This is a genomic window from Pantoea sp. GbtcB22, assembly GCF_019091025.1.
GTDB lineage: Bacteria > Pseudomonadota > Gammaproteobacteria > Enterobacterales > Enterobacteriaceae > Pantoea > Pantoea leporis.
Map to the genome: position 1 here is coordinate 169,785 of NZ_JAGXKB010000003.1, position 26,673 is coordinate 196,457.

General features: G+C 55.4%; 23 protein-coding genes. 12 read left to right on the plus strand and 11 right to left on the minus strand.

The features are described from left to right. Positions 1 to 69: 69 nt before the first annotated feature. From KVT28_RS12190 to yieE, 4 genes are all read right to left on the minus strand, one after another. Complete coding sequence (locus tag KVT28_RS12190) at positions 70 to 855, minus strand: ABC transporter ATP-binding protein (RefSeq protein ID WP_110866609.1); 786 nt, start codon at positions 853 to 855, stop codon at positions 70 to 72. Beyond that, on the minus strand, positions 855 to 1,934 hold the full coding sequence (locus tag KVT28_RS12195) for an iron ABC transporter permease (RefSeq protein ID WP_101763708.1): 1,080 nt from the start codon (positions 1,932 to 1,934) through the stop codon (positions 855 to 857). Before KVT28_RS12195 ends, KVT28_RS12190 begins: the two co-directional genes overlap by 1 nt. 169 nt (positions 1,935 to 2,103) lie before the next feature. After that, entirely contained in the window at positions 2,104 to 3,570 is a 1,467-nt protein-coding gene (locus KVT28_RS12200) for an amino acid permease (RefSeq protein ID WP_101763707.1), read from the minus strand. Between the two features lie 136 nt (positions 3,571 to 3,706). After that, entirely contained in the window at positions 3,707 to 4,573 is an 867-nt protein-coding gene (gene yieE / locus KVT28_RS12205; RefSeq protein ID WP_101763706.1) for a DNA-binding transcriptional regulator YeiE, read from the minus strand. A 138-nt stretch (positions 4,574 to 4,711) separates the two neighbouring features. On the opposite strand from yieE, the gene KVT28_RS12210 reads away from it, so the two are divergent. Beyond that, complete coding sequence (locus KVT28_RS12210) at positions 4,712 to 5,755, plus strand: YeiH family putative sulfate export transporter (RefSeq protein WP_217548691.1); 1,044 nt, start codon at positions 4,712 to 4,714, stop codon at positions 5,753 to 5,755. A gap of 57 nt (positions 5,756 to 5,812) precedes the next feature. Then, a complete protein-coding gene (gene nfo / locus KVT28_RS12215) occupies positions 5,813 to 6,658 on the plus strand; it encodes a deoxyribonuclease IV (protein ID WP_101763704.1) in 846 nt (281 codons plus the stop codon). Positions 6,659 to 6,712: 54 nt separating this feature from the next. Here the strand turns inward: nfo and fruA are convergent, their stop codons facing one another. From fruA to KVT28_RS12235, 4 genes are all read right to left on the minus strand, one after another. After that, entirely contained in the window at positions 6,713 to 8,410 is a 1,698-nt protein-coding gene (gene fruA / locus KVT28_RS12220) for a PTS fructose transporter subunit IIBC (protein ID WP_217548693.1), read from the minus strand. Between the two features lie 16 nt (positions 8,411 to 8,426). Beyond that, the gene (fruK, locus tag KVT28_RS12225; protein ID WP_101763702.1) at positions 8,427 to 9,365 is read right to left on the minus strand and encodes a 1-phosphofructokinase; all 939 of its coding nucleotides are present in this window, start codon (positions 9,363 to 9,365) and stop codon (positions 8,427 to 8,429) included. Next, positions 9,362 to 10,492, minus strand: coding sequence for a fused PTS fructose transporter subunit IIA/HPr protein (gene fruB, locus KVT28_RS12230; RefSeq protein ID WP_217548695.1), 1,131 nt, complete (start codon positions 10,490 to 10,492; stop codon positions 9,362 to 9,364). The genes fruK and fruB overlap by 4 nt, the downstream gene beginning before the upstream one ends. Before the next feature lie 278 nt (positions 10,493 to 10,770). Further along, entirely contained in the window at positions 10,771 to 11,025 is a 255-nt protein-coding gene (locus tag KVT28_RS12235; RefSeq protein WP_008105007.1) for a YkgJ family cysteine cluster protein, read from the minus strand. Between the two features lie 152 nt (positions 11,026 to 11,177). Here KVT28_RS12235 and yeiP point away from each other — a divergent pair, with 152 nt between their 5' ends. From yeiP to yejF, 9 genes are all read left to right on the plus strand, one after another. After that, positions 11,178 to 11,753: an elongation factor P-like protein YeiP gene (gene yeiP / locus KVT28_RS12240; protein WP_008105009.1), complete on the plus strand. Its 576-nt coding sequence runs from the start codon at positions 11,178 to 11,180 to the stop codon at positions 11,751 to 11,753. A gap of 106 nt (positions 11,754 to 11,859) precedes the next feature. After that, positions 11,860 to 12,834, plus strand: coding sequence for a GTP-binding protein (locus KVT28_RS12245; RefSeq protein WP_217548697.1), 975 nt, complete (start codon positions 11,860 to 11,862; stop codon positions 12,832 to 12,834). Between the two features lie 44 nt (positions 12,835 to 12,878). Further along, positions 12,879 to 13,586 carry a phosphatase PAP2 family protein gene (locus KVT28_RS12250; protein WP_101763698.1) on the plus strand — a complete coding sequence of 236 codons (708 nt, stop codon included), beginning with the start codon at positions 12,879 to 12,881 and terminating at the stop codon, positions 13,584 to 13,586. A gap of 514 nt (positions 13,587 to 14,100) precedes the next feature. Then, the gene (gene mepS / locus KVT28_RS12255) at positions 14,101 to 14,676 is read left to right on the plus strand and encodes a bifunctional murein DD-endopeptidase/murein LD-carboxypeptidase (protein WP_008105015.1); all 576 of its coding nucleotides are present in this window, start codon (positions 14,101 to 14,103) and stop codon (positions 14,674 to 14,676) included. A 280-nt stretch (positions 14,677 to 14,956) separates the two neighbouring features. Further along, the gene (locus KVT28_RS12260) at positions 14,957 to 16,522 is read left to right on the plus strand and encodes a cyclic di-GMP phosphodiesterase (protein ID WP_110866603.1); all 1,566 of its coding nucleotides are present in this window, start codon (positions 14,957 to 14,959) and stop codon (positions 16,520 to 16,522) included. Positions 16,523 to 16,587: 65 nt separating this feature from the next. Further along, a complete protein-coding gene (locus KVT28_RS12265) occupies positions 16,588 to 18,396 on the plus strand; it encodes an extracellular solute-binding protein (RefSeq protein WP_217548699.1) in 1,809 nt (602 codons plus the stop codon). A gap of 10 nt (positions 18,397 to 18,406) precedes the next feature. Then, entirely contained in the window at positions 18,407 to 19,498 is a 1,092-nt protein-coding gene (locus KVT28_RS12270) for a microcin C ABC transporter permease YejB (protein ID WP_176972345.1), read from the plus strand. Next, entirely contained in the window at positions 19,498 to 20,520 is a 1,023-nt protein-coding gene (locus tag KVT28_RS12275) for an ABC transporter permease (protein WP_217548701.1), read from the plus strand. Before KVT28_RS12270 ends, KVT28_RS12275 begins: the two co-directional genes overlap by 1 nt. Further along, on the plus strand, positions 20,521 to 22,110 hold the full coding sequence (yejF, locus tag KVT28_RS12280; RefSeq protein ID WP_217548703.1) for a microcin C ABC transporter ATP-binding protein YejF: 1,590 nt from the start codon (positions 20,521 to 20,523) through the stop codon (positions 22,108 to 22,110). On the opposite strand, the gene KVT28_RS12285 is transcribed toward yejF, so the two are convergent. From KVT28_RS12285 to rsuA, 3 genes are all read right to left on the minus strand, one after another. Next, entirely contained in the window at positions 22,104 to 22,430 is a 327-nt protein-coding gene (locus tag KVT28_RS12285) for a hypothetical protein (RefSeq protein ID WP_101763692.1), read from the minus strand. The two genes, yejF and KVT28_RS12285, sit on opposite strands and share 7 nt — an antisense overlap. 336 nt (positions 22,431 to 22,766) lie before the next feature. Then, positions 22,767 to 23,960, minus strand: coding sequence for a Bcr/CflA family multidrug efflux MFS transporter (locus KVT28_RS12290; protein ID WP_192233314.1), 1,194 nt, complete (start codon positions 23,958 to 23,960; stop codon positions 22,767 to 22,769). Between the two features lie 12 nt (positions 23,961 to 23,972). Further along, the gene (rsuA, locus tag KVT28_RS12295) at positions 23,973 to 24,695 is read right to left on the minus strand and encodes a 16S rRNA pseudouridine(516) synthase RsuA (RefSeq protein ID WP_101763690.1); all 723 of its coding nucleotides are present in this window, start codon (positions 24,693 to 24,695) and stop codon (positions 23,973 to 23,975) included. Between the two features lie 166 nt (positions 24,696 to 24,861). On the opposite strand from rsuA, the gene KVT28_RS12300 reads away from it, so the two are divergent. Next, on the plus strand, positions 24,862 to 26,616 hold the full coding sequence (locus tag KVT28_RS12300; protein ID WP_192233312.1) for a DEAD/DEAH box helicase: 1,755 nt from the start codon (positions 24,862 to 24,864) through the stop codon (positions 26,614 to 26,616). Positions 26,617 to 26,673 lie beyond the last annotated feature (57 nt).

A 26,673-nucleotide genomic window follows, 5' to 3' on the forward strand; every position in this document is an offset into this window, starting at 1 on the left:
CCATTAATGGGGGAGGACCGAGGAGGGGGACAGCGTGCACCCTTTGGGGGACAGCGTGCACCTACCTAACTACACCAACGTCTCCGCCAGCCCGTCGATCATCACCTGCGGCATGCCGCGTGAGCAGTGCTCGATACGGCCGCGCACGCCATACACCTGCGCCAACGTCTCCGGCGTAATCACCTGCGACGGCTCGCCGTCCGCCAGCAGATTGCCATCCTTCAGCATCAACGCGTGATCCGCATGACGCAGCGCGATGTTGATATCGTGCACCACCACCACCGTCACAATATTGCGCAACCGGGTTTCACGACGCACCAGATCCATCACGTGGAACTGGTAGTTAAGATCCAGCGCGCTGAGCGGTTCATCCAGCAGCAACAGTTCCGGACGGCGAATCAGCGATTGCGCCAGACCCACCAACTGCTTCTGCCCGCCCGAAAGCTGATCGAGATAACGCATGGCTAAATGCGCGATGCCGAGCTGCTCGAGTAGATGCATGATCTCCGCTTCGCTCGAGGCGCTGTGCAAGCCACCCGACGCACGCTGCGCCACGATAATCGACTCCAGCACGTGCAGATGCACGCCCGCCGGCAAACTTTGCGGCAGATAAACCACACGCTGCGCCCGGCGCGCAAACGGCTGGCTCATCAGCTCTTCACCGTTCAGCCACAGCTCGCCCTGCCCTTTGCCCAAACCAGCCAGCGCGCGCAACAGCGTCGATTTGCCGCAGCCGTTGGGGCCAAGCAACACGGTGATTTTGCCCTGCGGCAGTTCCGGCACGTTGAGATCGTCAATCACCTTGCGTTTCGGATAACCGGCGGAGAAATGCTTGAGACGTAATCCCTGCTCCATTACACCGTCCCCCGATGACGCAGAATAATGCTGAGGAAGAACGGCACGCCGACCAGCGACGTCACAATTCCCACCGGAATGATCACGCCGGGAATCAGGTTTTTCGACGCCACCGAAGCCAGCGACAGCACCAGCGCACCGACCAGCGCGCTGGCTGGCAGGTAATAGCGGTGATCTTCACCAAACATCATGCGCGCAATGTGTGGCGCGACCAGACCGATGAAACCAATTGGGCCGACAAACGCCACCGCCAGCGCAGAGAGAATACTGATGCGCAGCAGCGTTGCCAGGCGCAGACGGCGCACGTCGATACCGAAACTCACCGCGCGATCTTCGCCGAGGCGCAGCGCGGTCAGCTTCCAGCTGCTGAGCATCGAGAACGGAATCAGGATGGCAAAGGCGGCGGTTAATACGCCGAGCTTTTCCCACGAGGCGCGCGCGAGGCTGCCCATGGTCCAGAACACCAGGCCCTGCAAAGTATCTTCGCTGGCGATGAATTGCATCATTGAGACTAATGCGTTGAAGGTGAACACCAGTGCGATACCAAACAGCACCACGCCAGAGGTCGAAACTTTGGTCCAGCGCGTCACGCCATCCAGCATCAAGGCGGCAAATAGCGCAAACACAAACGCGTTGGCGGAGATAAACCACTGATCCGGCACGCCAGGAATGCCGATACCAAGAACGATGGCCAGCGCCGCACCAAAGGCCGCCGCCGACGAAACGCCGAGCGTAAACGGGCTGGCAAGCGGGTTATTCAGGATGGTTTGCATCTCTGCACCGGCAAGGCCGAGCGAGAAGCCCACCACCACCGCCATCAAGGCGTACGGTAAACGAATATCCCAGACAATCACGCGGGTGCCCGCATCGACCGCATCGGGATGCGTCAGCGTTTGCCATAAGGTGTCGAGGGAGAGCCCAGCCGGGCCGAGGGTGAAATCAAGAATCACTGACGCTAATATCGCCAGCGCCAGCACGCCAATTAACATCAGTCGCTGGCGCAGTACCTGACGATAACGCGTCATGGTGTCGGTTTCGAGGCCGTTTTCCGCCAGCAGCGTGGCGTCGGTGGTACGCATTGTTCTACCCGTTTCTTGTCGAAATCATAACGGCAGCCACAATAGTGCAGGTGATAATAATTATCAATTCAATCTGAGTAACAAAATCCAAAACAATGCGCAATAAATTGCGCCGCTACTACACGTGCACCTTATTCGTAGCGGCGCGATTTATCGCGCAAGGGTATGACTACTCTTTAAATGTCGGGAACTCCATCTCGCTGTATTTCACGAAGCGCGAACCGCGTGTCAGCTTGTAGCCCAACCAAATAATCAGGAACAGCGGCAGACCAATATAGGTTGCGGCCACGCCATACCAATCAATGCGGTCAGCGAGGAACGCCTGATAGTTCTGTCCCAGCGTAATGATCAGACACAAAATGAAAGCGAAGATCGGTCCCAGCGGGAAGAAGCCCGAACGGTACGGCAAATCGGCCAGGTTGTGACCCTGCGCGATATAACCGCGACGGAAACGGTAATGGCTAATGGCGATACCCAACCAGGCAATAAAACCGGTCATGCCTGAGGTGTTCAGTAGCCACAGGTAAACTTCCTGGTTACCAAATTTCGAGCTCAGGAAGCACAATCCCGCCACCACGGTGGTAGCAATCAGCGCGTTACGCGGCACGCCACCTTTCGACAGCTTGCCGAAAATGCGTGGCGCTTTACCTTCGCGTGCCAGGTTGAACAGCATACGCGTTGAGGCGTACATGCCGGAGTTACCCGCCGACAGTACCGCCGTCAGAATCACTGCGTTCATTACCGCTGCCGCCGAAAGCAGCCCGGCATTCTGGAACACCAGCGTGAACGGGCTGATGGCGATATCGGTGACATCGTTATGCAGCAGCTTCGGATCGGTGTACGGCAGAATCAGGCTAATGATCAGAATAGCGAAGATATAGAACAGCAGAATTCGCCAGAATACCTGACGCACCGCGCGCGGAATGTTCTTCGCCGGATCCTCAGATTCACCGGCCGCGATACCGATCAGCTCGGTGCCCTGGAAGGAGAAGCCAACGATCATCGCCACGCCTATCATCGCAGCAAAACCACCGGCGAACGGCGCTTCGCCCACGGTCCAGTTATGCCAGCCGGCGTTTTCTGCGCCGCGCATGATGCCGGTGATCATCAACACGCCAACCACAATAAAGATGATGACGGTGGTCACTTTGATCAGCGAGAACCAATATTCCGCTTCGCCGAAGCCTTTGACTGAGATGTAGTTGAGCAGGAACATCAGGCCAAGGAACAGTGCGCTCCAGATCCAGCCGGGCGTGTCCGGGAACCAGTAGTTCATGACGAGCTGCGAGGCGACGAGGTCAACGGCGATGGTCACCGCCCAGTTGTACCAATAGTTCCAGCCCAGCGCGAAGCCGAAGCCTTCTTCAACATATTTTGAACCGTAGGTGGAGAAGGAGCCAGAAACCGGCATAAAGGCCGCGAGTTCGCCGAGGCTGGTCATCAGGAAGTAAACCATCAGGCCGATGAGCGCATAGGAGAGCAGCGCGCCGCCGGGTCCGGCCTGAGAAATGGTGGCACCCGAGGCGACAAACAGGCCGGTACCGATGGAACCACCAATGGCGATCATGGTGAGATGACGCGCTTTTAATTCACGGCGCAATCCAGGTTGTTGTGTTGTTTTTGAGTCATTATGCATGTGTAAACGCTATGCTGGATAAAAATGAGGCGAGATTGTAGCAGCTAGCCCCAAGCTGTATAGCATTCACGTCGGGTTATTAGTTACCTTCATGATCGGCCGGGAATTATTAGCCGCAGCGTGATCAGCGCTGTGATTATTCACGGCAATACGACAGGAAACGGCTCAACGCTTTGGACACATGCTTCTGTCGATGATGGATGCGATACAGCGTGCGCGTCAGGCGCGGCAATGGGATCGCGACTTCCACCAGCGTGCCGGCTTCCAGCAGATCCTCAATCACCCGCCGCGACAAACAGCTGATGCCCATGCCGTGACGCACCGCGTGTTTAATCGCCTCTGAATTGCCTAACTCCATGCCGAGCTGAAACTGTGGCAGATGCGACAGCAGCAGATAATCAACGATCTCGCGCGTGCCTGAACCGCGCTCGCGTAGAATCCACGGCGCGGCGGCGAGCGCTTCCAGCGTAATCGGCTGCTGCAGGATGGCGGCATCCGGCGCGGCAAACACCACCAGCTCATCTTCCAGCCACGGCTCGCTGATAATATCCAGCTCGTGGCACGGACCTTCGATCAAACCGATATCGACGCGGAAATCCGCCACCGCATTAATCGCATCCTGACTGTTGCCGACGCTCAGCTCCAGCGGCAACGCCGGGAAATCGCGGCGATAGGCGGCGATCATGCCCGGCAGCAGGTAATTACCGATGGTGCTGCTGGCGAACAGGCGAATCGCCCCGTTATCTTCCTTAAACAGCTGTTCGATTTCGCCCGCCTGCTCCATCAAACCCACGGCGCGCGGATAGAGTAAACGGCCATGCTCATTCACCACCAACCGCTTACCGACGCGGTCAAACAGCTGCACACCGAGTTGGTTTTCCAAATCTGCTAACGCGGCGCTCACCGCCGACTGCGACAGCGCCAGCACCTGCGAGGCCTGCGTCGTCGAGCCGCTCTTCAGCACTTCGGTAAACACTTCAATCTGGCGCAACGTGATGTGCATGCGGTTCCTTTATATTACTTATTCTGGTTAATTATAAATATATTATCAATTTTACTTTTATACCAGCGCAGCGCAGGCTTGAGGCAGAGATTGAATGTTAGAAGGTCGCCAGGAATGGTGCCCCTACAGGAGAAAAGTATGGCTGAGTTAAGCGTGAATAAAACCCCGTTTCATCTACATCACTGGCTGCCGGGTTTGCTGTTGACCGTGGCGATTGCCGGTACCGCGGCGTGGTTAAGCAATCAGTCTTGGTTGGCCGGGGCCGGATTCGGTGCGCTGACGTTAGCGATTATTTTGGGCATCGTGCTCGGTAACACCCTTTATCCGCAGATGGCCGGCGCCTGTGACAGCGGCGTAATGCTGGCGAAACAGCGCTTGCTGCGCCTCGGCATCATCCTGTATGGCTTTCATATTACCGTGCAGCAGATTGCTGATGTCGGTCTTAGCGGCGTATTGATTGATGTGATGGTTCTCAGCTCCACTTTCCTGCTGACCTGTTTTATCGGCATTCGTCTGCTGAAGATGGATCGCGAAACCGTGTGGCTGATTGGGGCGGGCAGCAGCATTTGTGGCGCGGCGGCGGTGCTGGCGAGTGAACCTATCGTTAAGGCTGCGCCGTCAAAAGTGGCGGTGGCTGTTGCGACTGTGGTGCTGTTTGGTACCGTTGGCATCGTGCTGTATCCGATGTTGTGGTCGCTGCTTCCAACGGTCAGCGCGGAACATTTCGGTATCTTCACCGGTTCGACGTTGCATGAAGTGGCGCAGGTTGTCGCGGCAGGACACGCGATGGGTGCCGAGGCCGAAAACACCGCCGTGATTGCCAAAATGCTGCGCGTGATGATGTTAGCGCCCTTCTTGCTGATGCTGGGAAGCTGGCTGAAACGTCAGCCTAGCCACAACGCACAGCAACAAGCGATTCGTTTTCCCTGGTTCGCGCTGCTGTTTATTGCGGTGGCGCTGTTTAACTCGCTGCATCTGCTGCCTGCCAATATTGTTAGCACGCTGAATCAGCTGGCCAATCTGCTGCTGGCGATGGCGATGGCTGCGCTGGGTTTGACTACGCGCTTTAGCGCCCTGAAACAGGCTGGCTGTAAACCCTTGCTGCTGGGATTGGTGATGTTTGGCTGGTTAATTCTCGGCGGCGGAGCACTCAATGTGCTGGTGCAACATTTCATGGCGTAACCGCATCCGCTATGATGGGCAGCTTTGCAGCAGCAATCGCCCAATCAGGAGAGCGGCATGAAATATATCGGCGCACATGTCAGTGCATCAGGCGGCGTGGACCAGGCAGTTATCCGTGCCCACGAACTCGAAGCCACAGCCTTTGCGCTGTTCACCAAAAATCAGCGCCAGTGGAAAGCCGCACCGCTGTCAGGAGAAGTGATCGATGCGTTCAAAACCGCCTGCGATCGTTACAACTTCACCTCCGCGCAGATTCTGCCGCACGATAGCTATCTGATTAACCTCGGCCATCCGGTGATGGAAGCGCTGGAGAAATCGCGCGAGGCTTTCCTCGATGAGATGCAGCGTGCCGAGCAGTTGGGTTTGACCTTGCTGAACTTCCACCCAGGCAGCCATCTGAAGCAGATTGAAGAAGAAGCCTGCCTGAAGCGTATCGCCGAATCGATCAACATCGCGCTGGATAAAACCAGCAGCGTGGTGGCGGTGATCGAAAACACCGCCGGTCAGGGCAGCAATCTCGGTTTCCGCTTCGAGCACCTCGCCACCATTATTGAGCACGTGGAAGATAAGTCGCGCGTTGGCGTGTGCATTGATACCTGCCACGCCTTTGCGGGCGGTTACGACCTGCGTACCGAAGAAGCCTGCGCCGAGACCTTCAGCGACTTTGAGCGCATCGTTGGTTTCCAGTATCTGCGCGGTATGCACCTGAATGATGCCAAGAGCACGCTGGGCAGTCGCGTCGACCGCCATCACAGTCTGGGTGAAGGCAATATCGGTAAAACCGCGTTTAGCTGGCTGATGAAAGATAAACGTTTTGACGGCATTCCCATGATTCTGGAAACCATTAATCCGGATATCTGGAAGGATGAGATTGCATGGTTGAAGTCGGAGCAGCAGGGTTAATTATCTGATTAAACAAAAGGGAGCCGCAGCTCCCTTTTTTATGTGTGACGAAGATTACGCGGCTTTAACCAGCTCTTCTTCCGGTCTTTTCAGGATGGCGTAGCCAAGTCCCGCTACCGCAGTACCAATCACAATCGCCAGCAGATAACCCAATACTGGGGTAATCGCGCCTGGAATCAGAAGGACGAACAGACCACCGTGCGGTGCCATCAGTTTCGCGCCAATCGCCATGGAAATCGCACCGGTTACCGCGCCGCCAATGATACAGCACGGCAGCACACGCATTGGATCACGCGCCGCGAACGGAATCGCACCTTCAGAGATGAAGCACAGCCCAAGCACCAACGCCGCTTTACCACCTTCCTGCTGACCTTTGTTGAACTTACGACGCGCAACCAGCGTCGCCAGGCCCATCGCCAGCGGTGGTACCATACCGGCTGCCATAATGGCCGCCATCGGTGCGTAGGTTTGTGAACTCAGCAGACCAACACCAAACGCATAGGCCACTTTGTTCACCGGACCGCCCATGTCGGTACACATCATGCCACCGAGAATCGCGCCCAGCAGCACTGCGTTCGCGGTACCCATATTGGCCAGCCAGGTTGTCAGGCCAGTCATGATGCCCGCCACCGGCTTACCTACCACGTAAATCATCAGCAAACCGGTAATTAAACTCGCCACCAGCGGAATAATCAGAATCGGCTTCAGCGCTTCCATACTCTGCGGCAGTTTCACTTTGCTGCTGAGCATTTTCGCGGCGTAACCGGCAATGAAACCGGCGATGATACCGCCCAGGAAACCGGCGTTAATGCTGGTGGCGATCATACCGCCAATCAAACCAGGCGTCAGACCCGGACGATCCGCAATCGAGAAGGCAATGAAACCGGCTAACACCGGCACCATCAGCGCGAAGGCGCTGCCGCCACCGATCTGCATCAGTGCCGCCGCTAAGGTGCCCGGCTCTTTGAATGCGGTGATACCAAAGGCAAATGACAGCGCGATGCTTAAACCACCGGCAACCACCATCGGCAGCATGTACGAAACGCCAGTCAGCAGGTGACGATAGGCACCGGCTTTCTCTTTGCTGTCGCCCTGTGCGCTGGCAGCCTGATTGCCGCTCGGCTGATAGGTTTTCGCTTCGGCCTGCGCTTTATCCAGCTCCTGCGCAGTTTTCTTCAGCGCCAGACTGGTTGAGGTGCGGTACATCGGCTTACCGGCAAATTTCGCCAGATCCACATCGATATCAGCCGCGACGATCACCAGATCGGCCGCCGCCACTTCTTCTGGGGTAATCGCGTTGCCTGCGCCCACAGAACCACGGGTTTCAACTTTCACCCACCAGCCACGCTTGGTCGCTTCGGCCTGAATAGCTTCAGCAGCCATAAAGGTATGCGCCACGCCGGTTGGGCAGGCGGTCACCGCCACGATGCGTTTCTGAGCAGCGCTCTGCGCAGCTACTGGCGCGGCAGCGGTTGCAGCCGCAGGCTGCCAGGTTTTGGCACTCGCTTTGGCTTGATTGATTGCCGCCAGCGGATCGCGCAGCGCTTGCTGCACATCAACCAGCGCCAGCGATTTACCGGCCAGCTCTGCGTCGTTTGGCATATTGTGGCCAGCAACCAGCACCAGTTCAGCTTCGGCGGCATTGTCGGTCAGCATCAGGCCAGCTTGTGCCGCCGTCGCGCGTAAACGTTCCAGCGCCAGATGTCCTGACGCCAGTCCCAGTGAAGAATCTTTTATCAGCAGCGTTTTCATTATCGCTCTCCTGCTGTTAGTTAACGGGTTGTAAGTCGACGCGCGCCATCATCGCGGCCAACTGGGTACGATCTTTCACGCCAACGTTGCTTTGGCTGACGGCCATCGCCGCCACTGCCGTCGCCAGACGCAGCGTGTGCTCGCTGGATTCACGCATCAGCAAGCCGTAAATCAGGCCGCCGACCATCGAATCGCCGGCACCGACGGTGCTGACCACTTCGCAGGCAGGCGGTTTGGCGATCCATTCGCCGGAGGCATTCACCCACAGCGCACCTTCAGCACCGAGAGAAATCACTACGTGCGCAATACCTTGCTCACGCAGTTCATGTGCAGCACCGATCACGTCCTGCAGCGCAGGCAGTTTGCGACCAGCCCAAATCTCCAGCTCGCGGCGGTTCGGTTTCACCAGCCACGGCGCGGCTTTCAGACCGGCAACCAGCGCTTCGCGGCTGCTGTCGAAGATGATGCACGGGCACAGCGTGCGCAGATCGCTCATCCATTTAGTGAACGCTTCTGGTGCCACGCCGGCTGGCAAGCTGCCGCTGACGCACACCATGTCGAACTGTCCGAGCCAGGTCAGAGAATCGGCGGTGAAGCGCTCCCAATCCTGCGCGGTGACCTCAAAGCCAGAGAAATTCAGGTCGGTCACATCGCCGTCTTTTTCGGTCAGCTTAACGTTAATACGCGTACGGCCCTGCACCACCTGAAAACGGTTGGCGATGCCGAGTTCGCTGAACAGCTGCTGAAAGCCGTCCTGATTCTCTTTGCCGAGGAAACCGCCGACGGTGACATCGATACCGAGATCCTTCAGCACTTTGGCAACGTTGATGCCTTTACCCGCCGCGTGCAGGCCGGTGGTTTTCACCAGGTTAACTTCGCCGCGCTCAATTTCTGGCGTGTATCCGACCAGATCGTAAGCCGGGTTTAAGGTAATTGTTGCGACACGACGGCTCATGCAACCCCCTCGCCTAAACCAGAATTGATCGCTTCTTCAATTGCGTTCAGCGCCTGCTGTGCATCTTCGCCGCTGGCAGTGAAGCGCAGGCGATGGCCTTTTTTCACACCGAGCGCAACGACTTTCATCAGGCTGCGGCCGTTAGCAGGCTTACCGCTGCCATCGAGATTAGTTACGGTGATGTCGCTGTTGAACTGTTTGATGACGGTCACCAGCGCCGTGCCCGGACGCGCGTGCAGACCGTGTTCGTTGCGGATGGTGAATTCAGCGGTCAGCAGCTCGGCAGCTTCATCGACTTCGCTGGTCAGCAGCGCCAGAATACCGGCGGCATCGGCCTTCAGCAGACGTTCAGCTTTGTTGCTGAGCAGCAGGTTGCTGAGATAGCCCAGCACTTCCAGCGGACGCTGATCGTTAGCCGCCACGGTCAGCAACAGCGCGACGTTTTCGCCCTGATGCTGGAATGGCGCTGCCGCGCGGCTTACGGCCACTGCGCTGCCGAGATTGCCGTTGGCGCTGTCGCTCAGCCAGATGCCCTGACCGAGGCTCAGTGGGGCGCGGGAAATCACGTCAGCAATAAATGACGCGTCCACCGCGCCTGCAGCCTGCAGACGTCCGGCGTTCAGTGCCTGTAACGTGATTAAATCGCTGGCCGCCACATCAACGGCAATCAGCGAGGTATCGAATTTGAATTCTGCCGCCTGGTTTTCGCCCATCAGCAGCGCACGCAGATCTTCCGCCGAGGCGTTTTTCAGCTGTTCAGCAATGCTGTCATCACTTAATACGTGAGTGAGCTGGCGCAGCAACGCGAGGTGTTCATCCGATTTAGCGGCAATACCGATCGCCACATACGCCGTTTGCCCTTCGCCCCAATCCACGCCCTGCGGGAACTGATAAACCTGGACACCGGTTTTCAACACCAGGTCGCGGGTGTCGGTGGTGCCGTGCGGAATGGCGATGCCGTTACCCAGGAAAGTGGTGGTTTGCTGTTCGCGCGCCAGCATGCCGTTAACGTAGCCTTCGGCCACATTGCCTGCAGCGGTTAACGCAGCGGCAACCTGACGAATGGCCTCTTCTTTATTCTGTGCGCTAGCACCGGTATGAATGGCCTGAACTTCGAGCTGGAACATATCTCTCCTCGCTTGCTGTATTGAATCGTTTCAGCTAGATGGTGAAAAAAGCTGCTGTGCATCGCGGACTTAGCCGGAGTGACAACGCTGAAACGTTTCAGGGAATATGGTACAGCCACGTACAGCAGGCAAGAAAATGCGCGATCTGAGTAGCAGATTTTTGACGTTCCGCACACTTCATGTTGGATTTAAGATTTTTACCGGCAGGCAGGCTGATGCTTTTGCTGTACAGACCAACGGCACTAAGCCCAATTCTTCAGCTATGCGTCAGCAGTGCTTCAGGGCGCCGTATCGGCTTCCAGTTTAAGCAGAAATGTCATGGCGCTATCACGGCTGCTGCCGCACATTTCGGCGCTGGGCTGTAAGCCGGCACAGACCGCCGGACGCAGCGGTGAACCAAAGATTTTGCAACGCTGTTGCTCATCAAGCTGCACGCAACGCGTGTTGGCCGGCTTGCCGTGCGGCATGCCAGGAATCGGGGACGAGATTGAGGGGGCTGTGCAACAGGCACCGCACTGGTCACGACAAAACATCATGCGCTCCTGCAGACAATTCGCCGCGACAATAACAGTCCCAGACCGCGAATGCCATGCACCGGCAACAATTTTACATTGGCTGACTTGCCAGTTTTTCGCCGCGCGAGTAACGTGACGCGCATTAACCTCCTGTCAGCGAGAAAACCACCATGCCAAAGGCAAATGAAATCAAAAAAGGGATGGCTGTCACCTGGAACGGCAAACTGTTGCTGGTGAAAGACATTGATGTACAGAGCCCAAGTGCTCGCGGTGCCGCGACGCTCTATAAAATGCGTTTTACCGATGTCCGCACCGGCCTGAAAGTGGAAGAGCGCTTCAAAGGCGACGATATTATTGACGCCATTTCGCTTAGCCGCCGCGCCGTCACCTTCTCTTATATAGATGGTGATGAGTATGTGTTTATGGATGACGAAGACTACACGCCGTACAACTTCAAAAAAGAGCAAATTGAAGAAGAGCTGCTGTTTATTCCTGAAGGTGGCATTCCCGGCATTCAGGTGCTGACGATGGATGGCCAGGTCTTGGCGCTTGAACTGCCACAAACCGTCGATATGGAAATTGTTGATACCTCGCCGGGCATTAAAGGCGCCTCCGCCAGCGCTCGCTCCAAACCCGCAGGCATGAGCACCGGCTTATCCATTCAGGTACCGGAATACCTGAGCAATGGCGATCGCATCCGCATTCATATTGCGGAACGTCGTTATATGGGACGCGCTGATTCATAACGTGCTTCCGTCCGGCGGCCGGTGATTGTTATAGTATAACAAGGCCGTGCGCGCCGGATGCCTCTCATCCACGCGCGATTTATTCTCTTTTTTTGGGAGCCCTTTTGTGACGCGCGTAAACCTCATCACCGGATTTCTTGGCAGCGGAAAAACCACCACTCTGCTGCATCTGTTAGCCAATAAACCCGCCGATGAAAACTGGGCGATTCTGGTCAACGAATTTGGCGAAATTGGCATCGACGGCGCACTGCTCGCCGATCGCGGTGCCACGCTGAAAGAGATTCCCGGCGGCTGCATGTGCTGCGTTAACGGCTTGCCGCTGCAGGTGGGGCTGAACATGCTGCTAAAACAGGCTAAACCCGATCGTCTGATTATCGAACCCACCGGCCTTGGCCATCCCAAACAGCTGCTGAATATGCTGCGTGCTGCCGTCTATCAACCCTGGATTCAGGTGGATGCCACCTTAACGCTGCTCGATCCGCGCCAGCTTGCCGACGCACACGTAGTGGAGAATGAGAATTTCCGCGATCAGCTGGTGGCGGCCGATATCATCGTGGCGAACAAAAGCGACCGCTGGAGCGATGATGATCGTCAGCGGTTACAGACCTGGCAACAGCAATTTTTGGGCGAGCGTCAGCTGGTGGAAGCGGCGTGGGGACGCATCGATCCCGCGCTGTTGACTCAACCCGCCTTAGCGGATCGTGCGGTTCCCGATGCAGCACATCACCACCAGAATTCACGTCCACAAGGCTTGGCCGCACTGAAACTGGATGGCCAGGCGCGCTGGCGTCGTGCGCTAAATGAAGGCCAGGGCTATGCTTCCTGTGGCTGGATATTCGATGGTGAAACCGTGTTTGATACGATCAAAGCGCTAGAGTGGGCAAGGCATGCGCCGGTTGATCGCGTTAAAGGTGTGTTGCGCACTGCCGATGGTTTAGTGAATATCAATCGCCAGGGCGACGATTTGTTTATAGAAACCCGCCCTACTACACCGCCGGATAGCCGCATCGAATTGATTCATCATCAGCCTGCTGACTGGAACCTTTTGCAGACCGCTTTGTTGAAGATTCGTTTAAATTAGATGCGTTAGGTTGCCCCGTTGTTTTCACTTTGAGTCTATTTTCTATGCGCGCTTCTCGATTAGTCACCATCCTGCTGCTGAATGCACTGGGTGTGATGCTTTTCCTTTCATGGTACCTGCCGCCGGATCACGGGTTCTGGTTTGGTATCGATAAAGCCATCTTTTATGGCTTCAATGACCAGATGGTTGATCATCACGGTTTCGCACTGTTAGTGGCCATCACTAACTTCCGCGGTTTCGATGTGGTTTCGCTGCTGGCTATGGGTTTGCTCTATTTAAGCTACTGGCGTCGCGAGACACCGCAAGGTCGTCGCCGTTTGCTGGCCATTGGCATCACGATGCTGCTGAGCGCGGTAGTACTGAACCAGCTCGGTCATCTGCTGCCGGTACAGCACTCCAGCCCAACGCTGTTTTTTGAGAATGTGCATCGCGTAAGCGAACTGACCGGCATCCCGGCCAAAGATGCCTCGAAAGATAGCTTCCCTGGCGACCACGGCATGATGCTGATGATCTTCACCTGCTTTATGTGGCGCTATTTCGGCTTCCGCGCGTTTCTGGTGGGTTTGATGATTACCGTGGTGTTTGCTCTGCCACGTGTGATGGCGGGTGCGCACTGGTTTACTGATATCGCTGTGGGTTCATTGTCAGTCGTGCTGGTTGGCATGAGCTGGTGCCTGTTAACGCCCTTCAGCGACAAGCTGGTGAATTGGCTGAACCGTTCGTTGCCGGGCAAATATAAGCCGCGCACGTAATTGTTAAGCGCGAGTGATCATAGAACAAAAAGTCAGTCGCTCGCGCTTATTTAAAACCTGAATAAACTATTAGCAAACTAACATTATTCAGGTAAAAGAAAAGATTATGATGAAAAACGCGGAACAATAGCCTTAATCCTAAGTTGTCCAGCCCGAACCCTCTTAAAATCGGCCTTAGCGCCAGAATTACCCCCTTATTGCACCGCTGTTTGGCTATTAAATCGCTGCCAATTGTTGATAAACTCGCCATTGTGTTACAGATTGATTTCACATCGAAAAAACCTTTGAATATTTATATAAAAGCACTCGCCACGCGGTCTGTAATCGGTTAACCTCAAATCCGATTAGTAAGCAACAGCATAAAATGCGGTGCTGAAAGCGACAAAAATGTGTGCATTAACACATTTTAGTAATTAAGGATTTGTCTTAGACGGTCGTACTTATTAATCTCAACCCGTTTTGTCATCTGGCTGACGACATTCTGTCGTAAGGAAATCGAAGGAAAACACGTACAATGGTCAAGTCTCAACCAATTCTGAGATACCTCAGGCGGATCATTCCCGCGGTAGCACTCGCAACACTTTTATCAGCATGCAGCAGTACCCATAACGGTCAGAACGCGAATAACGAGAATCATGAAGTTAACAACCAGAATGGTTTTTTACTTCAAGCGTCTCAGGACGAATTTGAACAGATGGTGCAGAACGTGGACGTTAAGTCCCGCATCATGGAACAGTACAGTGACTGGAAAGGTGTACGTTATCGCTTAGGCGGCGACACCAAACGCGGCATTGATTGTTCTGCTTTTGTTCAGCGCACCTTTCGCGAGCAGTTCGGTTTAGATTTGCCACGCTCAACGTCTGAACAGCAAGACACCGGCAAAGAGATTTCACGCAATAAATTGCGCGCAGGTGACTTAGTGCTGTTCCGCGCCGGTTCTACCGGTCGCCACGTGGGCATCTATCTTGGCAACGATAACTTTGTTCACGCGTCCACCAGCAGTGGCGTAATGATTTCCAACCTGAATGACAGTTATTGGAAAAATCGTTACCGCGAAGCGCGTCGGGTTCTTGCTAAAAACCCAAGCTAACGTATTTCTTTGATGATCCTCTCAGCCAGAGAATCAGAAACGCTGCCCCGGCAGCGTTTTTTTTCGCCCGTAGTTTTTAACTCAAATCCAACCGATAAAAAGTAATTGAGAATCAAAAATATAACGAGACATTCTTCGCGCTCTCGTTATATTCTCGTTGACTTCCTGATACCCAGATATTGCGCTGCAGACACCGTTATCACCGTGGCTGCGGTCTGAAGTGGGTAGTGACCAAAAGATAAACATAATAAAAAATGGCAAGACAAGGGGAATGCACTCCATGCCACTGTCAGGGACATTAAAACACCACCGCAGTTATTCACGCCGTATCGCCTGGCATAGCGCGATTATCGGCGCGGCATTCTTTCTGCTTTTTGTCACCGTGCTATTAACACTCACCTGGCAAAAACGTGTACAACAACACGAACAGCTTCTGGCACACAGCCGCGACGATTTACAACAGGTGATAGCAAGCCTGGTCGATACACTTTATCCCTTACAGCAATACACCCAGTTAGCCTGCAACAACGTCAGTCGTGAGCTCACTTCTCGCGCCGCCTTTGCCGGTAATATCCGCGCCATCCTGCTGGTGCGTGATGGCAACGCTTACTGCTCTTCTGCCACCGGCGCTTTTCTGATGCCAGCCAACGATATTTCTCCTGAGTCTGAACTGGAACGCGATCGCGATATGCGCTTGCTGGAAGGCACGCCATTGCTACCGAAGAAACCGGCGCTGGTGCTATGGGTGAAAAATCCAGGTTCAGCCGAGACCGGCCTTTTCGCCACCATGAACATCAGCCTGACGCCTTATCAGCTGCTGGCCTCTTATCATCCCGAAATCACTGGCATGGCGCTGGTGGTCGGCAACAAAGCGCTGTTGAGCGGCAGCAACAACGTGGTACGCGCGAGTGATTTACCGGCATCGCTACATGAAATAGCCTTTAATAACAGCGATCTACGCTTCGTGCTGTTTGGCACCACCTTAGCGCCACGCGATTACTCACTGACGTTGCTGACCGGCATACTCTTCTCACTGCTGATTTCCGCGCTAAGCGGGTTATTGCTGACGCGACATCAGCGGCCGGGCAAAGAGATCATGCAGGGCATTAAACGTGGCCAGTTTCATGTTGAATACCAGCCGCTGGTCACTGCGCACGATGGACAACCCTACGGCGTGGAAGCGCTGCTGCGCTGGACGCATCCCACTGAAGGCATGATTCCGCCGGATGCCTTTATCAGCTACGCCGAAGCGCAAAACCTGATTATTCCGCTCACTCAGCATCTGTTCACGCTGGTGGCGCGCGATGCCCAGTTTCTCTGTAAACAGCTGCCGCGCGGCACGCGCCTGAGCCTCAATCTCTCGCCGCTTCATCTCGCCTCAGAGAGCTTCCGGCGCGATGTCCAGGCATGGATTAACATCATGCCTACCGATCACTTCAACTATGTGTTTGAAATTACCGAACGCAGCATGGTCGGTGAAAAAAGCGCGGGAGAAATCTTCGCCTGGCTACATGAGAACAATTTTAAAATAGCGATTGATGATTTTGGCACTGGGCATAGCGCGCTGATATATCTGGAAAAATATCCGTTCGATTACCTGAAAATCGATCGCGGCTTTGTGCAAAGCATTGGTACAGAAACTGTCACCTCACCGGTGCTTGATGCAGTGCTGCTGCTGGCAAAAAAACTCAATCTCAAAACCGTGGCTGAAGGGGTCGAAACGGGCGATCAGGCGGCGTGGCTGGTGAATCGCGGCGTGACGCATTTGCAGGGCTATCTGTTTAGTCGTCCGTTACGCCCCGAAAACCTCGTCAGCTATTATCAACGCCAGCGCGCGCTGAGTTAACATCACGCGAACCCCATGAAACTGCTACCATAAAGTGCGGAACACCACAGGAGATCGCCCCACTTATGCTGCTGCGTCTTGTCACAGCGTTGTTCATTTGTAGCGCCACTGCGCCGCTGCATGCCGCCACCATCAATGAAAGCTATGCCTTCGCTAAGCTGGGCGAGCCGAAATATGCGGTGAATTTCACTCACTACGATTACGCCAATCCCGCCGCGCCCAAAGGCGGCAAGATCACGCTGGCGGTGGTGGGCACCTACGACAACTTCAATCGTTTCGCCTCGCGCGGCAATCCCGGCATCGGTACCGATACGCTGTATGACGGCTTGTTTACCACCTCCGATGATGAACCTGGCAGCTACTATCCGCTGATCGCGGAATCAGCGCGCTATCCCGACGACTATCGCTGGATGGAAGTGTCGATCAATCCTCATGCACAGTTTCAGGACGGAACACCGATTACCGCGCAGGATGTGGCTTTCACCTTCCAGAAATTCATGACGGAAGGTGTGCCGCAGTTCCGCGTGGCGTTTCGTGACGTGCAAGTGAAAGCGCTAAACCGTCTCACCGTGCGTATCGACATGCCGAAACCGGACAAAGATCGGATTCTCAGCTGGCTAACGCTGCCGGTCATCCCGGAAAAATTCTGGCAAAACAAAAAGTTTAACGAGCCGATTGGTTATCCGCCGCTGGCCAGCGGGCCTTATCGCGTCACCTCTTATAAATCGGGTCAGTTTATCCAGTACAGCCGGGTGAAAGATTACTGGGCCGCCAATCTGCCGGTGAATCGCGGGCGTTTTAACTTCGATACTTTGCGTTATGACTATTATCTTGATGACAACGTGGCGTTTGAGGCCTTTAAAGCCGGCGCTTACGATTTGCGCGAAGAGAGTTCAGCGAAGAAATGGGCGACACAATATCGCGGTCGCAACTTTGACAGTCACGCCATCGTCAAATCGACCATTCCCAACACCGTTTCCACCGACACGCAATGGCTGGCATTTAACAACGAAAAACCGCTGTTCGCCGATCGTCGCGTGCGTGAAGCCATCACGCTGGCGTTCGATTTCGAGTGGATGAACAAAGCCTTGTTCTATGGCGCTTATAAACGCACGCGCAGCTATTTCCAGAACACTGAATATGCCGCGCTTGGCTATCCCAAAGCCGAGCAGTTGATCCTGCTGGCGCCTTACAAAGCGCAGCTGCCGTCCGAAGTGTTCAACAATGAGTATGCCCCGCCACGTTCTGACGGCAGCGGTTTCGATCGCGGCAACCTGTTGCAAGCCATGAACTTGCTGAAAGCGGCGGGTTGGGAAATCAGAAATCAGCAATTGGTGAATGTGAAATCCGGCCAGCCGTTCCGTTTCGAATTACTGATGCGCAGCGGTACGCAAAACGACTGGGCGTTGCCGTTCCAGCACAGCTTGCAACGGCTTGGCATCCAGGTCTCGCTGCGCCAGATTGACAGCTCGCAATATCTCCGCCGTATGCGCGAAGGCGACTACGACATGATCCCATCGCTCTATTACGCCATGCCATGGCCCTCGACCAGCTTGCAAACGATTTGGCAATCTCAATTTATTGACTCTTCCTGGAACAGGCCGCGCGTGAAAGATCCCATAGTCGACCATTTTGTGCAGCAGATCGTTGAGCATCAGGGCGATGAGAAAGCGCTGCTGCCGCTCGGCCAAGCGCTGGATCGCATCCTGCTGTGGAATGCCTACATGATTCCGATGTGGTACAGCGCGGAAGATCGCATGGCGTATTGGGACAAGTTTTCCCATCCCGAGATTAAACCCGCGTTTGCTACCGGTCTGGAAAACTGGTGGTACGATGTGAACAAAGCCGGGCGATTGCCGGCCAATCGACGCTGAGGAGCACGGTTTGGCAGCCTATTTTCTTCGCAGGTTACTGCTGATCATCCCGACACTTTGGGCGATCATCACCCTGAACTTCTTTATTGTGCAGATTGCGCCGGGCGGCCCGGTGGATCAGGCGTTAGCCAATGTGCAGTTTGGTCACAGCACCGGCATTCCTGGCTCAGGCGGCGGCGACAGCGGCGCGCGCGGTGCGCTGATGCGTGACAATCCCGGCGACAGCCAATATCGCGGCGCTCGCGGACTCGATCCGGAAGTGATCGCGGAAATTAAGCATCGCTATGGCTTCGATAAACCGCTGCTGCAGCGTTACGGTGAAATGCTGTGGAACTATATCCGTTTTGATTTCGGCGACAGCCTGTTCCGCAGCGCATCGGTGCTGCAGCTGATCAAAGAGAGTTTGCCGGTCTCCGTCAGTTTGGGATTGTGGAGCACCTTGATCATTTATCTGGTGTCGATTCCGCTGGGCATCAAAAAAGCGGTGCGTAACGGCAGCGCTTTCGACATCTGGAGCAGCACTTTTATCATCATTGGCTATTCGATCCCGGCCTTCCTGTTCGGCATCATGCTGATTGTGCTGTTCGCTGGCGGCAGCTATTTCGACTGGTTCCCGCTGCGCGGCCTGACGTCACCGCAGTTTGATGCGCTGCCGTGGTACAGCAAAATCAGCGATTACCTGTGGCACATCACGCTGCCGGTGCTGGCTACGGTGATTGGCGGTTTCGCCACGCTGACCATGCTGACTAAAAACTCGTTCCTTGATGAGATCCGCAAACAATATGTGGTCACCGCGCGCGCCAAAGGGCTGGATGAGAAGCGCGTGCTGTACGGCCACGTGTTCCGCAACGCCATGCTGCTGGTGATCGCCGGTTTCCCCGCCACCTTTATCAGCATGTTTTTCACCAGCTCGGTGTTGATAGAGGTGATGTTCTCACTCAATGGTTTGGGCCTGCTCGGCTATGACGCCACTATTCAGCGCGACTATCCGGTGATGTTTGGCACGCTCTATATCTTCACCTTGATTGGCCTGCTGATGAACATTCTTAGCGATCTGACCTACACGCTGGTCGATCCGCGCATTGATTTTGAGGGACGCTGATGCGCTTATCTCCGGTTAACCAGCAGCGCTGGCAGCGTTTTCGCCATAACCGTCGCGGTTACTGGTCGCTGTGGATTTTCCTGATCATTTTTGTGCTGTCACTGGGCGCTGAGCTGCTGGCTAACGACAAACCGCTGCTGGTGCATTATCAGCAGCGCTGGTATGTGCCGCTGCTATTCAACTACAGCGAAAGTGATTACGGCGGTGATTTCTCTACGCCTGCCGATTATCAGGATCCCTGGCTGAAGCAGCGCATCGATCAACAAGGTTGGGCGATCTGGGCACCGATTCGCTTCAGCGAAAGCACCATTAACTTCGCCACCGATGTGCCCTTCCCTTCGCCACCTTCCACACAAAACTGGCTCGGCACCGATGCTAACGGTGGCGATGTGCTGGCACGCTTGCTGTATGGCACGCGCATCTCATTGCTGTTCGGCATCATGCTGACGCTGTTCTCCAGCGTGATTGGCATCGTGGTTGGCGCGGTGCAAGGCTACTTTGGCGGCCGCATCGATTTGGTGGGTCAACGCCTGATTGAGGTGTGGTCCGGCATGCCTTCGCTGTTCCTGCTGATTCTGCTCTCCAGCGTGATTCAGCCCGGCTTCTGGTGGCTGCTGCTGGTGACGGTGGTGTTTGGCTGGATGAGCCTGGTGAGCGTGGTGCGCGCCGAATTCCTGCGCGCACGTAACTACGATTATATCCGTGCGGCGCGCGCGCTCGGCGTCAGCGATAGCCGCATTATGCTGCGCCACATGCTGCCCAACGCCATGGTCGCCACGCTGACGTTTTTGCCATTTATTCTGTGCGGCTCAATCACCACGCTAACTTCGCTGGACTTCCTGGGTTTTGGTTTGCCAGTGGGATCACCCTCGCTTGGCGAGCTACTGCTCCAGGGCAAAAACAATTTACAGGCGCCGTGGCTGGGACTGGCGGGCTTCTTTGCCCTCGCCCTGCTGCTGTCGTTACTGATCTTTATTGGCGAAGCGGTACGCGATGCCTTTGACCCGAGTCGAGGACGCTAAATGAGCCTGTTAACGGTGAATCATCTGGCGGTGGCCTTTCAGGATCGCCGCGTGGTAGAAGACATTTCGCTGCAGATTGACGCCGGCGAAACGCTGGCGCTGGTGGGCGAATCCGGTTCAGGTAAAAGCGTGACTGCGCTGTCGATCATGCGCTTATTGCCGCAACCGCCGGTCAACTATCCGCAAGGCGAAATTCTGTTTAACGGCCAGGATATTTTGCAAGCCAGCGAACGCACCCTGCGCGGGCTGCGTGGCAACCAGATGGCGATGATTTTTCAGGAACCGATGGTGTCGCTCAATCCACTGCATAACGTGGAGAAGCAGCTGTATGAAGTGCTGTCGGTGCATCGCGGCATGCGGCGCGAAGCCGCGCGTGGCGAAATGCTGAGCTGCCTGGATCGCGTCGGCATTCGCCATGCGGCATCGCGCTTGCAGGATTTTCCGCACCAGCTTTCTGGTGGTGAGCGACAGCGCGTGATGATCGCCATGGCGCTGCTAACCCAGCCGAAGCTGCTGATCGCCGATGAACCGACCACAGCACTGGATGTGACGGTGCAGGCGCAAATTCTGCAACTGCTGCGCGAACTGCAGCGTGAACTCAACATGGGCATGCTGTTCATCACCCATAACCTCAATATCGTGCGTCAGCTGGCGCACAGCGTCACGGTGATGCGCAATGGCCGTGCTGTGGAACATAATCGCTGCGATATGCTGTTCAGCCAGCCGCAGCAGCCCTATACGCGCGAACTGATCGCCGCCGAGCCGGATGGCGAACCGGTGCCGCTGCTGGATGCGCAACCGCTGTTGCAGGTGAAGAATTTACAGGTTGGTTTCCCGATCCGGCGGGGATTGCTGCGTCGCACTGTGGCAGAGAAGATGGCGCTGAAGGATCTTAGCTTTACCCTGCGGCGTGGCGAAAGCCTCGGACTGGTGGGCGAATCGGGCTCGGGCAAAAGCACAACGGGCCTGGCGCTGCTGCGTTTAATTAGCGCGCGCGGTGAGATCTGGTTTGACGATCAGCCGCTGCATCAGCTGTTGCCAAAGCAGTTATTGCCGCTGCGCCAGCGCATTCAGGTGGTGTTTCAGGATCCCAATTCGTCGCTCAATCCGCGCATGACGGTGCAACAGGTGATTGCGGAAGGTTTAGCGGTGCATCGCCCGGAACTGAGCAGTGCGGAGCAGGAAGCCAAAGTGATTGCGGTGATGCAGGAAGTGGGACTCGATGCCGACAGCCGCTCACGCTATCCGGCGGAGTTTTCAGGCGGTCAGCGCCAGCGCATCGCCATCGCCCGCGCGTTGATCCTGGAGCCGCAGCTGATTGTGCTGGATGAACCCACCTCGTCGCTGGACCGCTCGGTGCAGAAGCAAATTCTCACCTTACTGCGCCGTTTGCAGCAGCAGCATCAGCTCGCCTATCTGTTTATCAGCCATGATTTGCAGGTGGTGCGCGCGCTCTGTCATCAGCTGATTGTGCTGCGTCAGGGTGAAGTGGTGGAGCAAAGTGATTGCGAAACGCTGTTTAACGCACCAGCAGCCGATTACACGCGGCAGCTACTGGCGTCTGCGCAGGGAAAAGATCTAAGTCAGTGACCATCAAAGGTTTCGGCGATAGCGACACCCTGATTTTTCAGGCAGCAGTTGGTCGCGCTTTCGTCATCACGTTGAATCAGCAGGCAAGGCTGCCCTTCACACTCGGCGATTTTGCACTCGACCTGAATTTGCGCCAGCGTCTCCTTCAGCTGGTGCAGAATTTCCAGCGCCGGATGACCATCATGACTCAGCAGGCGCAGCACCACTAAATCTTCGGCATGCACGCCATTCGCTGCTTCCTGACGCACAATTTCACCCGCATGTTCCAGCGACCAGCGATAATGTTGTGGCAAGCGATGCACAACGGAAAGTTGCAGCATAGTTATACGGCCCCCAGAGACGTTAACTTTATTCACGACGACGGCACAACGTGGTGAATCCCAATCTGATTAGCTCTGAATACCAATTCAGTCTGCCTTCTCGTTTTAAACACAAAGCGTGTAGCCAATTTATAATTTGCGAGGCTTCTCACATTTATGCCTATGTTTACCGTGTTCGGCTGCGGTTAACAATCATTTTAGACGCATTATCGTTACTTTTTTATCTCTAAATTTTCACATAATGGAAACATTAAGCATAACGAATGAATGGGGATTAGTGAGTGAGGGAGAAGAATCAAGAGAGGTCAGGTCGCCTTTTACAGCGAACCTGGGATGTCACGCTGGCTGTTGAGGCCGAGAAGCATAGGTGAACAGCACAATCGAAATTGTGGCGCACAGCGCAATGGTGGCAACCATCGGCCAGGCGCTGTTAATGCTGACTAATGAGAGCAGCGCGCCGACTAAAGCACCGACACCAAAACGCAGCGTTCCCGCCAGCGAGGAAGCGGTGCCAGCCATATGCGGAAACTCATCCAGAATCACCGCCATCGCATTCGACGACACCGTCGAGACGCAGCCAATAAACATCGCCACGCCAAACACCAGCGACAAGAAGCCTAAATCCAGCGCGCTGGAAATCAACAGCCAAACGCCCATCGCGAACTGAATCAACAATCCCATGCGGAACATTTTCACCGGACCAAAACGTCGCACGGCGCGGCTGTTGATCAACGTCATCACGAACAGGAACACCACGTTCAGGCCAAAGTAATAGCCAAAGTTCTGCGGGGAAACGTGGTTCACTTCGATGTAGACAAACGGACCGGCGTTGAGGAAGGTGAATAATCCGGCAAAGGAGAAACCGCTTGCCAGCATGTAACTGAAGGCGCGTTTGTGGCGCACCAGCGCCACAAAGTTGCCCAGCGTGGTCCGCAGATGAAAGCGCTGGCGCTGTTCGGGCTTGAGCGTTTCACGAATTTGCGTCACGACCAGCATGGTGGTGAACAGCGCGGCACCTGCCAGCGTCCAGAAAATAGCGTGCCAGTTCCACAGCAACAGCAGCCAGCCACCGATAATCGGTGCCAGCAGCGGCGCGATGGTGGTCACCAGCATCACGAATGACATCATGCGCGAGAAGTCCTCTTTCGAGTAGGTGTCGCGCATCAAGGCGTTGATCACCACGCTGGCAGCGGCGGCCGATAAGCCGTGCAGGAAGCGCATAAAGATCAGCTGATCGATGGTTTGTGACAGCGCGCAAGCCGCGGCGGCGCAGGCAAAAATTAGCGTTCCCAGCACAATCACCGGTTTACGTCCGTAGCTGTCTGCCAGTGGACCGTAAACTAACTGGCCAATGGCGAAACCGAGGATGTAAAGGTTGAGCGTCATCTGCACGCTGCCCGCCGAAACCGCAAACTCATGGGCGATTTGCGGCATGGCCGGCAGATACATATCGATAGAGAGCGGCATCAGCATTGCCAGCAATCCGAGGATGACCACTAAACCGACCGGTGAATTCTTTTCCTTGCGCACCGCGTTCTCCCGCTATTTACGTTGTTTGAGTTCTTCTGGCAGGCCGATGCTGTCGACCTCTTGCTGGGTCAGTTCACGATATTCACCTTCGCCGAGATCTTCATCCAGCTCGATGTCACCAATACGTTCGCGATGCAGCGCTGAGACATGGTTACCCATCGCCGCAAACATGCGTTTGACCTGATGGTAACGCCCTTCGCTGATAGTCAAACGGGCGGCTTTCTCATCGAGAATCTCTAGCACGGCCGGCTTGGTGAGCTCTTTTTCATTGTGCAGCTGTACACCCGCAGCGAACTTCTCAACCAGGACAGGATCGATTGGCTCCTCCACTTCCACCAAATAGGTTTTTTCCAGGTGATGCTTCGGGGAGGTAATGCGGTGTGACCATTGGCCATCGTCGGTCAGCAGCACCAAACCGGTGGTGTCGATATCCAGACGGCCCGCCGCATGCAGCTTGAACGCTGCGGGTTCTTCGATAAAGAACAGCACGGTGGGATGATCGGGATCGTCGGTTGAGCAGACGTAACCCTGCGGCTTGTTCAGCATAAAATAGCGCGGTCCTTGCTGTACCACCAGCGGATTGCCGTCGTATTCGACTTCATCGTCTGGCTGTACTTTGTATGCCGCATCGCGCACAACTTCGCCGTTAATGGTGACTTTTTTGGCGCGGATTTCGCGTCCGGCGATAGCACGGCTAACTTCCAGTTGCTGAGATATGAATTTTTCGAGTCGCATGAATTCGCTTTGCCTGTTACTGCGGGGGAAACTGAAACGGTGTTTTTGTCCGTTAAGAAAGTGTGGGCAGTATAGCTTGATCCTTAGAGTGCTAACAGTAGTGAACCTGCGTTTAACTGGCTTTCATGGCATAATGCGCGTCCGTTCCAGAAAAAAGTTTGCCCCGATGTCATTCACCCTGCGCCCATACCAACAAGAGGCGGTTGACGCCACCCTCAACCACTTTCGTCGCCATACCACGCCTGCGGTGATTGTGCTGCCGACCGGGGCGGGTAAGAGTCTGGTGATTGCTGAACTGGCGCGGCTAGCGCGTGGACGGGTATTGGTGCTGGCCCACGTCAAAGAGCTGGTGGAGCAGAATCACAGCAAATACCAGGCTTATGGACTTGAAGCAGACATCTTCGCCGCGGGTTTGCAGCGCAAACAGAGCGAAAGCAAAGTGGTGTTTGGCAGCGTGCAGTCGGTAGCACGCAATCTTGATCGCTTCGATAGCGCCTTTTCACTGGTGATCGTTGATGAGTGTCACCGCATCAGCGATAACGAAGAGAGCCAGTATCAGCTGCTGTTCGCCCACCTGCGGCAGCACAATCCGCAGTTGCGCCTGTTGGGTTTGACCGCCACGCCCTTCCGACTCGGCAAAGGCTGGATATATCAGTTCCACTATCACGGCATGGTGCGCGGCGATGAGAAAGCGCTGTTCCGGGACTGCATTTATGAGCTGCCGCTGCGCTATATGATCAAACACGGCTTTCTGGTGCCGCCGGAGCGCTTAGATATGCCGGTGGTGCAGTACGATTTCAGCCGCCTGATCCCGCAAAATAATGGCCTGTTTAGCGAAGCCGATCTCAACCGCGAGCTGAAACAACAGCATCGCGTAACGCCGCATATTATTCGCCAGATTATTGAGTTTGCTGAAGATCGCCGTGGCGTGATGGTGTTTGCCTCCACCGTGGAACATGCCCGTGAAATCCTCACGCTGCTGCCTGAAAACAGCGCGCTGGTCTCGGCGGAAACGGCAGTAAAGGATCGTGACCGCTTGATTGGTGCATTTAAAGCGCAGCAGCTGAAGTTTCTGGTCAACGTTGCCGTTCTGACCACTGGCTTTGACGCGCCCCACGTGGATTTGATCGCCATTTTGCGCCCTACCGAATCCGTTAGCCTCTACCAGCAGATCGTCGGTCGCGGTTTACGCTTGTCACCCGGCAAAACCGATTGTCTGGTGCTGGATTACGCCGGTAATCCACACGATCTTTTCACCCCCGAAGTCGGCGCGCCGAAAGGGGCCAGCGACAATCAGCCGGTGCAGGTTTTTTGTCCCGCCTGCGGTTTCGCCAATACCTTCTGGGGCAAAACCACCGAAGATGGACACATCATTGAGCATTTTGGCCGCCGCTGTCAGGGCGTGCTGGAAGATGATGAAGGTGAGCGCGAACAGTGTGATTATCGCTTTCGCTTCAAAAGCTGCCCGGATTGCGGCGCCGAGAATGACATTGCCGCGCGGCGCTGCCACCAATGCGACAAAATTCTGGTCGACCCGGATGACATGCTGAAAGCGGCGCTGAAACTGAAAGATGCGCGCGTGTTGCGCTGCGCCGGCATGACGCTGGAGCAAGGACGCGATGATAAAGGCGAATGGCTGAAAGCCACCTATTTCGATGAAGATGGCACCAGCGTCAGCGAGCGTTTTCGCCTGCAAACGCCAGCACAACGCAAAGCCTTTGAGCAGCTGTTTATGCGCCCGCATCAGCGCGCGCCGGGCGTGGAACTTGGCTGGCAAACCGCAGCGGATGTCATCGCCTTACAGCCTTTATTGCGTCATCCGGACTTTGTGGTGGCACGCGCAAAAGGCCATTTCTGGCAGATTCGCGAAAAAATGTTTGATTATCAGGGCCGTTATCGCCGTGCCAATGAGCTGCGTTAAGCGGCGGAATCATTTGCCCCTGCAGCATCATTGGGGCTATAATGCCGCCCGCTTTTG

What these genes read in the sequence shown, in the direction of transcription:
- fruA (WP_217548693.1), bottom strand. Translation starts at nt 8,410, where the DNA reads ATGAAAACGCTGCTGATAAAAGATTCTTCACTGGGACTGGCGTCAGGA.
- KVT28_RS12210 (WP_217548691.1), top strand. Translation starts at nt 4,712, where the DNA reads ATGGCTGAGTTAAGCGTGAATAAAACCCCGTTTCATCTACATCACTGG.
- KVT28_RS12300 (WP_192233312.1), top strand. Translation starts at nt 24,862, where the DNA reads ATGTCATTCACCCTGCGCCCATACCAACAAGAGGCGGTTGACGCCACC.
- KVT28_RS12275 (WP_217548701.1), top strand. Translation starts at nt 19,498, where the DNA reads ATGCGCTTATCTCCGGTTAACCAGCAGCGCTGGCAGCGTTTTCGCCAT.
- KVT28_RS12250 (WP_101763698.1), top strand. Translation starts at nt 12,879, where the DNA reads ATGCGCGCTTCTCGATTAGTCACCATCCTGCTGCTGAATGCACTGGGT.
- nfo (WP_101763704.1), top strand. Translation starts at nt 5,813, where the DNA reads ATGAAATATATCGGCGCACATGTCAGTGCATCAGGCGGCGTGGACCAG.
- KVT28_RS12195 (WP_101763708.1), bottom strand. Translation starts at nt 1,934, where the DNA reads ATGCGTACCACCGACGCCACGCTGCTGGCGGAAAACGGCCTCGAAACC.
- KVT28_RS12235 (WP_008105007.1), bottom strand. Translation starts at nt 11,025, where the DNA reads ATGTTTTGTCGTGACCAGTGCGGTGCCTGTTGCACAGCCCCCTCAATC.
- yieE (WP_101763706.1), bottom strand. Translation starts at nt 4,573, where the DNA reads ATGCACATCACGTTGCGCCAGATTGAAGTGTTTACCGAAGTGCTGAAG.
- yeiP (WP_008105009.1), top strand. Translation starts at nt 11,178, where the DNA reads ATGCCAAAGGCAAATGAAATCAAAAAAGGGATGGCTGTCACCTGGAAC.
- mepS (WP_008105015.1), top strand. Translation starts at nt 14,101, where the DNA reads ATGGTCAAGTCTCAACCAATTCTGAGATACCTCAGGCGGATCATTCCC.
- KVT28_RS12190 (WP_110866609.1), bottom strand. Translation starts at nt 855, where the DNA reads ATGGAGCAGGGATTACGTCTCAAGCATTTCTCCGCCGGTTATCCGAAA.
- KVT28_RS12285 (WP_101763692.1), bottom strand. Translation starts at nt 22,430, where the DNA reads ATGCTGCAACTTTCCGTTGTGCATCGCTTGCCACAACATTATCGCTGG.
- yejF (WP_217548703.1), top strand. Translation starts at nt 20,521, where the DNA reads ATGAGCCTGTTAACGGTGAATCATCTGGCGGTGGCCTTTCAGGATCGC.
- rsuA (WP_101763690.1), bottom strand. Translation starts at nt 24,695, where the DNA reads ATGCGACTCGAAAAATTCATATCTCAGCAACTGGAAGTTAGCCGTGCT.
- KVT28_RS12265 (WP_217548699.1), top strand. Translation starts at nt 16,588, where the DNA reads ATGCTGCTGCGTCTTGTCACAGCGTTGTTCATTTGTAGCGCCACTGCG.
- KVT28_RS12200 (WP_101763707.1), bottom strand. Translation starts at nt 3,570, where the DNA reads ATGCATAATGACTCAAAAACAACACAACAACCTGGATTGCGCCGTGAA.
- fruK (WP_101763702.1), bottom strand. Translation starts at nt 9,365, where the DNA reads ATGAGCCGTCGTGTCGCAACAATTACCTTAAACCCGGCTTACGATCTG.
- fruB (WP_217548695.1), bottom strand. Translation starts at nt 10,492, where the DNA reads ATGTTCCAGCTCGAAGTTCAGGCCATTCATACCGGTGCTAGCGCACAG.
- KVT28_RS12260 (WP_110866603.1), top strand. Translation starts at nt 14,957, where the DNA reads ATGCCACTGTCAGGGACATTAAAACACCACCGCAGTTATTCACGCCGT.